At 63.5% G+C, this 12,332-nt stretch carries 10 protein-coding genes; 6 read left to right on the plus strand and 4 right to left on the minus strand.

Annotated elements, in window-relative coordinates:
• The first annotated feature begins 121 nt into the window (after positions 1-121).
• The 5 genes from ACLFLU_RS40200 to ACLFLU_RS40220 all read left to right on the plus strand — a co-directional run bounded on the left by ACLFLU_RS40200 (position 122) and on the right by ACLFLU_RS40220 (position 6,816).
• Positions 122-928 carry a creatininase family protein gene (locus ACLFLU_RS40200; protein ID WP_426410150.1) on the plus strand — a complete coding sequence of 269 codons (807 nt, stop codon included), beginning with the start codon at positions 122-124 and terminating at the stop codon, positions 926-928.
• Positions 929-1,067: 139 nt separating this feature from the next.
• A complete protein-coding gene (locus ACLFLU_RS40205) occupies positions 1,068-1,328 on the plus strand; it encodes a hypothetical protein (protein ID WP_426410151.1) in 261 nt (86 codons plus the stop codon).
• 357 nt (positions 1,329-1,685) lie between these two features.
• Entirely contained in the window at positions 1,686-3,716 is a 2,031-nt protein-coding gene (locus ACLFLU_RS40210) for a carbohydrate porin (protein ID WP_426410152.1), read from the plus strand.
• A gap of 39 nt (positions 3,717-3,755) precedes the next feature.
• Positions 3,756-5,489, plus strand: coding sequence for an ABC transporter permease (locus ACLFLU_RS40215; RefSeq protein ID WP_426410153.1), 1,734 nt, complete (start codon positions 3,756-3,758; stop codon positions 5,487-5,489).
• Between the two features lie 13 nt (positions 5,490-5,502).
• On the plus strand, positions 5,503-6,816 hold the full coding sequence (locus ACLFLU_RS40220; protein WP_426410154.1) for an AAA-associated domain-containing protein: 1,314 nt from the start codon (positions 5,503-5,505) through the stop codon (positions 6,814-6,816).
• A gap of 4 nt (positions 6,817-6,820) precedes the next feature.
• On the opposite strand, the gene ACLFLU_RS40225 is transcribed toward ACLFLU_RS40220, so the two are convergent.
• A complete protein-coding gene (locus tag ACLFLU_RS40225; RefSeq protein ID WP_426410155.1) occupies positions 6,821-7,552 on the minus strand; it encodes a sulfite exporter TauE/SafE family protein in 732 nt (243 codons plus the stop codon).
• 227 nt (positions 7,553-7,779) lie between these two features.
• Between ACLFLU_RS40225 and ACLFLU_RS40230 the strand changes: the two genes are divergently transcribed.
• The gene (locus ACLFLU_RS40230) at positions 7,780-9,078 is read left to right on the plus strand and encodes a hemolysin family protein (protein WP_426410156.1); all 1,299 of its coding nucleotides are present in this window, start codon (positions 7,780-7,782) and stop codon (positions 9,076-9,078) included.
• 182 nt (positions 9,079-9,260) lie between these two features.
• On the opposite strand, the gene ACLFLU_RS40235 is transcribed toward ACLFLU_RS40230, so the two are convergent.
• The 3 genes from ACLFLU_RS40235 to ACLFLU_RS40245 form a co-directional block, all read right to left on the minus strand.
• Entirely contained in the window at positions 9,261-9,500 is a 240-nt protein-coding gene (locus ACLFLU_RS40235) for a PilZ domain-containing protein (protein WP_426410157.1), read from the minus strand.
• Positions 9,501-9,570: 70 nt separating this feature from the next.
• Positions 9,571-11,199, minus strand: coding sequence for an FMN-binding glutamate synthase family protein (locus ACLFLU_RS40240; RefSeq protein WP_426414174.1), 1,629 nt, complete (start codon positions 11,197-11,199; stop codon positions 9,571-9,573).
• A 213-nt stretch (positions 11,200-11,412) separates the two neighbouring features.
• Positions 11,413-12,291: a patatin-like phospholipase family protein gene (locus tag ACLFLU_RS40245; RefSeq protein WP_426410158.1), complete on the minus strand. Its 879-nt coding sequence runs from the start codon at positions 12,289-12,291 to the stop codon at positions 11,413-11,415.
• Positions 12,292-12,332: the final 41 nt, after the last annotated feature.

Here is a 12,332-nt window from a genome sequence, read left to right on the forward strand (position 1 = left end):
TGTCTGGCCGATGCCAAACCAACGCGATAAAACCGCAAGACATTCGGGGACGCGAACCGGCCAGGCCCGCGTCCCCTCCATAACACCAAACTACGTGACAAATTCGGGCAAAGAAACCTTGATGACGCCTCCGCGCGACTGGACCGAGATCCACTGGGCCGATGCGAACCCTGCGGACATATCGCGCTGGATCGCGGTGCTGCCGCTGGCGGCGACCGAGCAGCACGGCCCGCATCTGCCGCTCGAGACCGACGTGCTGATCGCAGACGCCTATCTCGCGCGCGTGCAGGAGGTGCTGCCCGCGACCATTCCGGCGACGTTCCTACCTGTTGAGCCGGTCGGCATTTCCACCGAGCATATCGACTATCCGGGCACGCAAACGCTGCCGACCGAAATGGCGCTGAAGCGGTGGACCGCAATCGGCGAGGAGGTCGCACGACGCGGCGTGAGAAAGCTCGTCATCATCACCAGCCATGGCGGCAACAGCGCGGCGATGATGCTGGTGGCGCAGGATCTTCGCGCGCATCAAAAACTATTCGCGGTGACGACATCATGGTCGCGGCTGTCGGGCGCGGAAAAACTGTTCCCGGCCGATGAAGTGCGCCACGGCATCCATGGCGGCGCGGTCGAGACCTCGATCATGCTGGCACGCTATCCCGACCAAGTGCGCGCCAATGCGATCGCGGATTTTCCCGCGAGCAGCATCGCGATGGAGAAGCAATATCGCTGGCTCTCGACGCAGCGGCCTGCGCCCTTTGCCTGGCAGGCGCAGGATCTCAACGCCAGCGGCGCCGTCGGCAACGCGACACTGGCCGCGATCGAGAAGGGCGAGCAGCTCGTCGACCAGGGCGCGCGCGCATTCTGCGAGCTGCTGACCGAGGTCGATAACTTCGACGTGAACAGGCTCGCCAAGGGCCCCCTCGGCTAACTCGCATCTTTTTGAAATCATTCACGAAAGATCCGGATTCCAGAGCCGCATGGAGCGTGTTCGAACCGGCTGCTGCAAGCCTCCGTCCAATTGGGCACGCGGACCACAACGGACCGCCTCAACCCGGATGGAGTTTCACATGTCGATCAAGACCAAGATTGCCGCCGTCGCTCTCGCCGCCCTCACCGTCACCGCTAGCGTCGCATCCACCACGTCGACCGCTCAAGCCAAGCCGCTCGGCTGGGGCTTCGGTGTCGGCGCCGGCATCGCCACCGCCGCCATCGTCGGCACCGCGATCGCCGCCAGCAACCAGCCCTATTACGGCTATCACCGCTGCGGCTGGGTCGCCCAGTACAACGCTTACGGCCAGTTCGTCGGCAACGTCCGTACTTGCTACTGATTTGAGGTTCTGAGGCCGATCTCACGTGGATCCTGCGTCCGACACGGGCGCCTCATCCACCCCGTGTCGTGCCCCCGACCCCTCCCGGCTGTCCCCCCCGGGCGGGGTCATCCGTTTTGGAGGCCAGGATTTTGTTGCAGTCCCGTCACATAACGGTGCGAACCATCTTCTGCGACATTCTAGACTAGTTGCTATTGCGAATTATTAGCAATAAGGTTCGCAACGAGCGCAGGGACTTGGCAAGATCTTGGGGTGAAACGCATCGAAACGAGCCCGTCTCGTCCCGCCGCGTGATTGGCCAAGACCCTGATGACAGGAGTACCGCGAATCGGCAGGGATGTCGGGCGCGGTTGGGGCATGGTCGCGTCTGGGGGCGTAGTTTTGACGTTGAGAGGTCACCGTTACAGGTATTTGCGGACGGCCGGAGCGCTTGCCTCGGGCGTGCTCGTGCTGCCGGGTGCCAGCGTCGCTGCCGACCTGCCACTGAAGGCGCGCGCCGCGAAAACTGTCTACGAGTGGACCGGCTTCTATGTCGGCGGGCACTTCGGCTATGGCGACGCGAGCTTCGGACCCGGCACCAATCCGTTGCCCGAGCAAGGCGTCGTCCTGCCCCACAGCGCAACCGGGCTCACCGGCGGCTATCAGCTCGGCTACAACCGCCAGCTCGCCAACCGCGTCGTGCTCGGCATCGAAGCCGATGCGACGTTCCCGGCGCCGGTTGACGGCCCGGCACTCGCGCGTTCACCGGCGCCCTTCAACACCACGATCGACTATGTCGGCACCGTGCGCGGCCGCGTCGGCTATGCCTTCGACAGATTTATGCCCTATGTCACCGGCGGCTTTGCCTGGGGCCATACCCATATCAACGTCAACGACGGCGACGGCGTCACCGAATTATTTCCGGTTGGCCATTATCAGACCGGATGGACTGCGGGCCTTGGTCTCGAATACGCCGTCAGCGGCAATTGGACCGCGAAGGCCGAATACGAATATGTCGACCTCTCCCGCAAGACTTACGATCTGAGCGGCTTTGGCCTCGGCAGCGTCAACGTCGATCCACGCATTCATCTGGTCAAGCTCGGCCTGAACTACCAGTTCGGCGACACGCCGTGGATGCCGGTGGTCGGTGGCAAGACCAAGCTGCCTGAATCCGACGACTGGAACGTCCACGCCCAGACCACCGTGCTGCCGCAAGGCTATGGGCCGATCCATTCGCCCTATGCGGGCCCGCAGAGCCTTCCCGGCGGCGGCCAGTTCCAGGCGACATGGACGACGACAGCCTTCCTGGGTGCAAAACTCTGGGACGGCGGCGAGTTCTATTTCAACCCTGAGCTCGCGCAGGGATTTGGCCTCGACGGCACGCTCGGACTTGCCGGCTTCTCCAACGGCGAAGCGCAGAAGGCCGGCTCGGCATTCCCGAAGATCCGCGCGCAGCGCTACTACCTCAAGCAGACCTTTGGCCTCGGCGGCGAACAGGAAGCGGTCGAAGACGCACCGAACCAGCTCGCCGGCAAGCGCGACGTCGACCGCGTCACGCTGATCGTCGGCCGCTTCGCCATCGGCGACTTTTTCGATGGCAATTCCTATGCAAAGGACCCGCGTGCCGATTTCATGAATTGGGCGATGTGGTCGTCGGGTGCCTACGACTTCCCCGCCGACCTGCCCGGCTATACCCGCGGCGCCGTGGTCGAGCTCAACCGCAAGGATTGGGCGATCCGCGCGGGCCTGTTCCAGGTGCCTTCCGCGCCGAACAGCGACGTGCTGACCTTCAAGACCGGTGGCACGGTGGTCGAGTTCGAGGAGCGGCATTCGATCTTCGAGCAGCCCGGCAAATTGCGCGTCGGCGTCTTCGCCAACAGCGGCAACACCGCCAACTATCGCGAGGCGATTGACTTGGCCGCTGCGAACCCGGCGCTCGACATCAACGCCATCGCCGATGCGACCCAGCGCACCCGGCTGAAATACGGCGTCTACGTCAATCTCGAGCAGCAGATCGTCAACGACGTCGGACTGTTCGCGCGGGCAAGCTGGAACGACGGCCAGAACCAGATCCTGTCCTTCACCGACATCGACCGCAGCCTGTCGGCCGGCCTGTCGATCAAGGGCAGCCACTGGGGGCGGCCGGATGACACGATCGGCATCGGTGGTGCCATCAACGGCCTGTCGGCCGCGCATCGCGACTTCCTCGCCGCCGGCGGCACGGGTCTCCTGATCGGCGACGGCCAGCTCAACTATCGCACCGAACGCATCCTCGAGGCCTACTACGCCTACTCGGTCATCAAGGGCGTGACGCTGACCGCCGACTATCAATTGATCGCAAACCCGGCCTATAACGCCGATCGTGGACCGGTCTCGATCTTCTCAGGCCGACTGCACGCCGAGTTCTAGCCGAAGATTAGTTCAAGATTCTTGCCCAAGGGCGGGCCCATGAAACCGAGAGATATCCGTACGGCCGCGATCGGCCGGGCGCTACGCCCCAATGTCTGGGATGTCGTGGCACTTGTCCTCGTGATCGGGGCCATGGTGCTGATCGTCTATGGCGGCGAGCAGACCGTCGCACCATTGTCCGAGCTGGAGCGTACGCCGGTCTCGCTCGATCCGGCGAACCTGCCGCTCTACGCGCTGCGCACCGTCTTGCGGATGCTGCTTGCGATTGTTTGCTCGACCGTTTTCACATTCATCTACGCGGCGATCGCCGCCAAGAGCCGGCGCGCGGAGATGGTCATGATTCCGGTGCTGGACATTCTCCAGTCGGTGCCGATCCTGGGCTTCCTGACGTTCACAGTCGTCTTCTTCATGAATTTGTTTCCGAGCCACGTGCTTGGCGCGGAGCTCGCCTCGGTGTTTGCGATCTTCACGAGCCAGGCCTGGAACATGACCTTCAGCATGTATCAGTCCATGCGCAACGTGCCGAAGGACCTGGAAGAGGCCACGGAGAGCTTTCATCTCTCCGGCTGGCAGCGCTTCTGGCGGCTCGACGTGCCTTTCGCGATGCCAGGATTGATCTGGAACGCGATGATGTCGATGTCGGGCGGCTGGTTTTTCGTGGTTGCCTCGGAAGCGATCACCGTCGGCAACACCACGGTGACCTTGCCGGGTATCGGCTCCTATGTCGCGCTGGCGATCCAGCAGCGGGATTTGCCGGCGATCTTCTACGCCATCCTGACGATGCTGCTCGTCATCATCGCCTATGATCAGTTGCTGTTCCGGCCCATCATTGCCTGGGCCGACAAATTCCGTTTCGAACAGACGGCATCCGGCGATCCACCCACGTCGTGGATGCTCGACCTGTTTCGCCGGACCCGCGCGCTGCGTGCCACCACGTTGCCATTCTCGGCTCTCAATCGTGCCGTCTCCAATCTGCGCATCTCGCTACCCAAGCTGGGGCCGTCGGCAAAGCCTCGGAGCGAACCGTCGCGACTGATCGACGGGCTTTGGGTTGCGGTTATCCTTGCCGGCACGGTCTATGCCGGCTGGCTGACCTATCACTATCTCTCGGCCACTCTGGGCGTGAGCGACGTTCTCATTGCGATCCGCGATGGGTTGATCACGCTTCTCCGCGTCATCGTCCTGATCACTTGCGCAACGCTGATCTGGGTTCCGGTCGGCGTCTGGATCGGGCTGCGTCCCAAACTTGCCGAACGCATCCAGCCACTTGCACAGTTTCTCGCAGCATTTCCCGCCAACCTGGCCTTCCCGGTCTTCGTCGTGGCCATCGTCAGCTTCAAGCTCAATCCAAATGTCTGGCTGAGTCCGCTGATGATCCTGGGCACGCAATGGTACATCCTGTTCAACGTCATCGCCGGCGCCAGCGCTTTTCCGACCGATTTGAGGGAGGCGGCGGGCAGCTTCCACCTCGAGGGATGGCGCTGGTGGACCAAGGTGATCCTGCCCGGCATCTTCCCCTACTACATCACCGGCGCGATCACGGCGTCCGGCGGCTCGTGGAACGCCTCGATCGTCGCGGAGGTGGCGAGCTGGGGCGACACGCATCTCAATGCCACCGGGCTCGGCGCCTATATCGCTGGTGCGACGGAGGCCGGCGATTTCCCGCGCGTCGTGCTCGGCATCGCCATCATGTGCATCCTGGTCACATTGTTCAATCGCCTGGTCTGGCGCCCACTCTATGCCTATGGCGAACGCCGTCTGCGTCTCGGTTGATGAGGAAACCATCATGCTTGACCAACCCTCTACTCTCATCGATATCCGCGGCGTCTGCCGGTCCTTTCCAAAAGGCAGCGGCGAACAGCTGTTGGTGCTCGAACAGGTCGACCTCACGATCCGCTCGGGCGAGATCGTTGGCCTGCTCGGCCGCTCCGGTTCCGGCAAATCCACGCTGCTGCGGATCATCGCCGGCCTCGTCAAGCCGTCCTCGGGCAGCGCGACGTGCCGCGGCGAGACCATCGTCGGTCCGCCGAACGGCGTCGCGATGGTGTTCCAGTCGTTTGCGCTGTTTCCCTGGCTGACGGTGCTCCAGAACGTCGAGCTCGGGCTGGAGGCGCTCGGCGTCGATTCCACCGAACGGCGCAAGCGTGCACTCGCCGCGATTGACCTGATCGGCCTCGACGGCTTCGAGTCGGCATTTCCCAAAGAGCTGTCGGGCGGCATGCGCCAGCGCGTCGGCTTTGCCCGTGCGCTGGTGGTGCATCCGGACTTGCTGCTGATGGACGAGCCGTTCTCCGCGCTCGACGTGCTCACCGCCGAAACATTGCGCACCGACTTGATCGATCTCTGGATCGAAGGCCGGCTGCCGATCAAGTCCATCTTGATGGTGACTCACAATATCGAGGAGGCGGTCCTGATGTGCGATCGCATCCTGGTGTTCTCGTCCAATCCGGGCCGCGTCGCCACCGAGATCAAGGTCGAGCTGCCGCATCCGCGCAACCGGCTCGATCCGTATTTCCGCCAGCTGGTCGACAGCATCTATGCCCGCATGACCCAGCGCGCCGAGCCGAAGGCACCCTCGATCGAGGGTATTCCCGGCACCGGGATCGGCATGACGTTGCATCACGTCTCGTCCAACGTGCTGTCCGGCCTGATCGAGACGCTGGCGGCACCGCCGTATCGCGGGCATGCCGACCTGCCGGTGCTGGCGAGCCAGCTCCAGTTCGAAGCCGATGAAATCCTTCATCTCGGCGAGTCTCTGCAATTGCTGCGCTTCGCCCAGCTCAGCGAGGGCGATCTGATGCTGACCGAAGCCGGAAAGCACTTCGCCAATCTCGCAACCGACGCGCGCAAGAAGCTCTTCGCCGAACATCTCGTCACCTACGTGCCGGTGATGGGATTGATTCGCCGCGTGCTGGATGAACGTCCTTCGCATACTGCGCCGGCGGCACGGTTCCGCAACGAGCTCGAAGACTATATGTCCGAAGAATATGCGGACGAGACTCTCAAGACCGTCGTGTCCTGGGGCCGTTATGCCGAGCTGTTCGCCTATGACGAGCAGTCCGAGACCTTCAGCCTCGAAAATCCCGGCGAAGGCGGTTGAACGCTCAGAACAACAGCGCAACGCCCGAGACGAACAGCAGCGCGAGCACGATTTTGCGGAACGTGGCCTCGTCGATCCGGCCGAACAGCTTGAGCCCCAGCCACGTCCCGGCAAACAGGAACGGAACGCCGAGCGCGAACAGCTTCATCGTCTCGACCGTGAGCGATCCCCTCGCGCCCAACATGAGCGCGGCGATGACAAACACAACGACCGCAACGGGCTGGAACGTCGCGCGTTGAAGGTCCTTCGGCAAGCCGCGCAAATTGCACCAGATGGTGATGACGATACCGGCAAGACCAGTCAGCCCGCCGAGCAGACCGTTGATGAACCCCACCGCGATATCGACGGCGGGCGGCACGGCGGCCACGACCTTAAGCTGCGGTCGGAGCAACGCATAGAGGCTGTAGGTGATCAGGATCGCCCCAACTGCGATGCGGACGCTCTTCGGATCGGCCCAGGTCAGAAGCGACACCCCGACCGGCACGCCCGCGACGGCCCCGATCAAGAAAGGCCATAGCCGGCGCCAATCGATTGCGGCGCGCAGCTTCCAGACCGAATAGCCCTGCACCAGAAGGCCGAACCCGACGATCAGGCTGGCGCTCTGGAGCGGCGTCAGGACATACAGCCACAACGAAGCCGCGACGAGGCCGAAGGCAAAGCCGGAGAGGCCGGCAACGAATGCGCCGGCGAAGGTGGCCAACAGAAAAAGCGGAAGCTCGATTGCGATCCCGTCCATTGCTCGCTCCATAAATCAGCGAGCAGCGCTTGCGTGGGATCGCCACTTTACGGGGAGGCTGCGACACCCCCGGACTGCAAGCTTAGGAGAAGTTGGTTCCCTCCACAACGGTCCCGCTTTGGCACGGTGCGACAATTTGGTCGGAACGGGCAATCTACGTAATGAGTTCCTATATAAGAGGTTCGCTCCGGCGACCGCCGGTCCGCATCCCCTCCCCCCAGCGCACAATGTTGTCTGTCGAACTCATCATCGTCGTCGTCCTGATCGTCATCAACGGCCTGCTGTCCATGTCCGAGCTTGCCGTGGTCTCATCGCGCCCGGCGCGGCTGTCGCTGCTGGCCGCCAAGGGCGTGCGTGGCGCCGAGCGCGCGCTGCGGCTTGCCGCCGATCCCGGAAAGTTCCTCTCGACGGTGCAGATCGGCATCACGCTGGTCGGCGTGCTCTCGGGCGCGTTCTCCGGCGCGACGCTCGGACAGCGGCTGACGCAATGGCTGCTCGAGCTCGGCCTGTCCCCAGGCATTGCCGACATCGTTGGCGTCGGTATCGTCGTCACCATCATCACCTATGCGACCCTGATCGTCGGGGAGCTGGTGCCCAAGCAGGTCGCGCTGCGCGACCCCGAGAGCATTGCGGTCAAGGTCGCGCCCGCAATGCACGTGCTGGCGCGAGTCTCGCTGCCGCTGGTGTTTCTGCTGGATCTCTCCGGCAAGCTGATCCTCACGCTGCTCGGCCGCGGCGGCAAGGCCGAGGAGAAGGTGTCGGAGGACGAGATCCATCATCTCGTCAGCGAGGCCGAGAGCGCCGGCGTGCTCGAGCCCGGCGAGAAGGAGATGATCGCCGGCGTGATGCGGCTCGGCGACCGGCCGGTCGGCGCCGTGATGACACCGCGCACGGAGGTCGACGAGATCGACCTGAATGATGCTCCGGAAGCAATTCAGGCGATCATCGCAAAGAGTCCGCATTCGCGCTTTCCCGTCTCCGACGGCGACCGCGACGCACCGATCGGCGTACTCCAGGCGAAGGATTTGCTGGTCGCGTACATGAACGAACGCACGCCGAATCTGCGGGCACTCGTCCGCGATGCGCCAAGCATTCCCGCGTCAGCCGATGCCCGCGATGTGCTGGCAATCCTGAGGGCTGCGCCGGTTCACGTCGGGTTCGTCTATGACGAGTACGGCGCGTTCGAGGGCGTGGTCACGGCCGCCGATATTCTGGAATCGATCGTCGGTGCCTTCCATTCCGAGGAAGGCCCGCCGGAGCCAGCTTATGTCCGACGCGCGGACTCGTCGCTCCTCGTCTCAGGCTGGATGCCGGTCGACGAGTTCGGCGAGCTCCTGAGCATCGAGCTGCCGCCGCATCATCGCTACAACACGGTGGCTGGACTGGTGCTGCAGCAATTCGCCGTGCTTCCCAATGTCGGCGATGCGTTTGACCTCGGCGGCTGGCATATCGAGGTGGTCGATCTCGATGGCAGGAGGATCGACAAGATTTTGGCGAGCCGGCTGGGTGAGGTCGAGACGGGGTGAGACCTCACTTGTCGTCCCGGCGAAGGCCGGGACCCATACCGCGTGATTTCTCGATAGTGCGCAGGTAGCAGTACCTGCGCAACTACCAGCCTTCGCCAAACTCGATCCTGTGGTTATGGGTCCCGGCCTTCGCTGGGACGACACCGGAATTTGTTGCACGAGCTGGCCTCAAACGCAGAGCCTCACCCGAACCGCACCCCGATCCGCTTTTCCTTGCGCCACACCACCGTGCAGGCGAGATGCGCGCCGTCGGCCTTGATAGACAGAGTAAAGTGCTCGGGAATTCCGACCGGGCTGGTAACGTCGAGGGCGGCGCCAGTGTCGGAGAAATTGCGGACGGTGCAGTCGATCGCCCCGCCGCCGAACTCGATGGTTCCGGCCTTCAATACGCGATGCCTGCTTTTATCACGCCGCTCGTCCATCCCGCCAATTTACTCCCGAAGCTGACACGGAGGTCAAGATACAACCGGCTTCCGATGAATTCACGCCACCTCACAGCGCCGGCTGGAACGTATCCGCGCGCGCCATCCGCCAGGCGTCGCGGAACCGCGGGTCTTCCGTGCTGCCTTCCAGCAGCTCGCCCGGGCGCAGCGCCGGATAAAGTTGCGCGAAGGATTGCACATGGGTCGTCGAGGTCCGCTGGCTGAAATGGACCGGGCGCAGCTCCTGCGGGTGGGTCAGGCCGGCCGCGGCGATCAGCTCGGTCAGCGAGTGCAGCGTCGCGTGGTGATAATTGTGCACGCGGTCGATCTTGAGCGGCACGTAGAGCGCGCGCGCCCGCGTCGGATCCTGCGTCGCGACCCCGGTCGGGCAACGATCGGTGTGGCAGCTCAGCGACTGGATGCAGCCGAGCGAGAACATGAAGCCGCGCGCCGAATTGCACCAGTCGGCGCCGATCGCCATCGCGCGCGCCATGTCGAAGGCGGTGGCGATCTTGCCGGACGCGCCGACCTTGATGCGGCCACGCGCGTTGATGCCAACCAGCGCGTTATGGACGAAATTGACGCCCTCGCGCATCGGCATGCCCAGATGATCCATGAACTCCAGCGGCGCGGCACCGGTACCGCCCTCGTTGCCGTCGACGACGATGAAATCGGGATAGATACCGGTCTCCAGCATCGCCTTGCAGATCGCCAGAAACTCCCAGGGGTGGCCGATGCAGAGCTTGAAGCCGGCTGGCTTGCCGCCGGACAGCTTTCTCATCTCGGCGATGAACTGCATCATGCCGACAGGCGTCGAGAAAGCACGATGCGAGGCCGGAGAGATGCAGTCCTCACCCATCGAGACGCCGCGGATTTTTGAGATTTCCTCGGAGACCTTCGCTGCCGGCAGTACGCCACCATGACCAGGCTTGGCGCCCTGGCTGATCTTGAGCTCGACCATCTTGATCTGGTCCTGGCTCGCGACCCGCGCAAACGCCTCCGGATCGAACGTGCCGTCGAGATGACGGCAGCCGAAATAGCCGGAGCCGATTTCCCAGATGATGTCGCCGCCCATCTCGGCGTGATAGGGGCTGAAGCCGCCCTCGCCGGTGTCATGGGCGAAGCCGCCCTTCTTCGCGCCGGCATTGAGCGCGCGAACGGCGTTGGGACTCAGCGCGCCAAAACTCATCGCCGAGATGTTGAACACCGAGGCCGAATAGGGCTTTGCGCAATCCGGCCCGCCGATGGTGACGCGAAATTTCTCCTCGGCATGCGCCTGCGGCGACACCGAGTGATGCATCCACTCATAGCCCTCGCGGTAGACGTCCTCCTGGGTGCCGAACGGACGCTTGTCGAGCTGCATCTTGGCGCGCTGATAGACCACCGCACGGATGTCGCGCGAGAACGGCATGCCGTCCTTCTCGCTCTCGAAGAAATACTGCCGCATCTCCGGCCTGATCTCTTCGAGCAGGAAGCGGATATGCGCCGAGATCGGGTAGTTGCGCAGAACCGCATGGCCCTTCTGCATGAGATCGCGGACGCCGAGCAGCGTCAGGGCACCGAAGATGCAGATCGGGATCAGCAGGATGTCGAAGATCTTGTGGTCGGCGATGCCGATGCCGATCAACAGCGCGGTGACGACCGCGCAGATCGTCAGGATGATGAAGCGCGGCGAAAATGGAAGCAGCAGGGTTTCCATCAGCCCTTCGGACGAAGCTTGCGTCTTGTTCTCGTTGGCCACGACCACGTCCCTCTCGTCAGCATAACGGGGTATGATACGCCCGCGCCGCGTCTATAGATATGACGCGGACCTGCCTTGAGGCTACCTAATCCGCACGCTTCAGATCAATCTATCCGGGTGCGGGCTTTTGCACTGCAATAGATTCAATGGCATGACAAATCAGTGACCAATTCAGTGGCTATGCAGCTGCGCCTCGTGCGGAATCACGCCGTGCCGCTCGAGGCCGCCCTGAGCCAGCCATTCGGCAGTGCTCTCGATCGCACGATCGATGTGTTCGCCGGTACGCGTGAAATCGTAAGGTGACCCGACCATCGGGCAGAGCGGCGGCACCACGACATATTCGATATCGGGGGCAAGCCCTTCAAGCTCGGCCACCAGTTGCCGCGCGGTCAGCAGCGTCAGCGCGTGCAGGGCATTGGCGACCGCCCCGACCGGCGGGCTTGCGACCGCACAGGCGTGCCCGGCCGGCAGCACGATCAACCGCTTGGCGCCCATCTTCACCGCGATCCGGACCGGCGTATTCGAGGAGATCGCGCCGTCGGCAAGAAAGAGGTTCCGGTAGTGGACCGGCGTAAAGGCGCCGGGGATCGCGGTCGACGCCAGGATCGCCTCGACCACCGGGCCGTCCGACAGCACCACGCTCTCTCCGGAGACGAAATCGGTGGTGACAATATGCAGGGGAAGCTGGGCCTCCTGCACGTTGCGATAGGGCAGATGATCCTCGATCAGCTTGCGGATGCCGTCATGGGGAATGAGAAAGTCGCGCCGCCACATGAAGCCGAGCAGCGTCCGCCATGAGACCGGGAAGACATCGTGGCGTTTCAGGCTGCGCCAGATCGCTTCAAGCCCGAGCACGCCCTTGAGCGAGGGATCGCCGGCATAATAGGCGCCGTTGATCGCACCGACGCTGGACCCGACCACGAGATCGGCGACGACCCCGTGCTTGGCCAGCGCATGCATCATGCCGACCTGGATCGCCCCGAAACTGCCGCCGCCCGCCAGCACATAGGCGGTCGGTCTTGGCGGACGACCATGGTCGATCGCGGACAAGGCGTGCGCAGCTCCCCCACTTCTCGCATCGCAACATCGCT

It is taken from the genome of Bradyrhizobium ganzhouense (genome assembly GCF_049949285.1).
Lineage (GTDB): Bacteria > Pseudomonadota > Alphaproteobacteria > Rhizobiales > Xanthobacteraceae > Bradyrhizobium > Bradyrhizobium ganzhouense.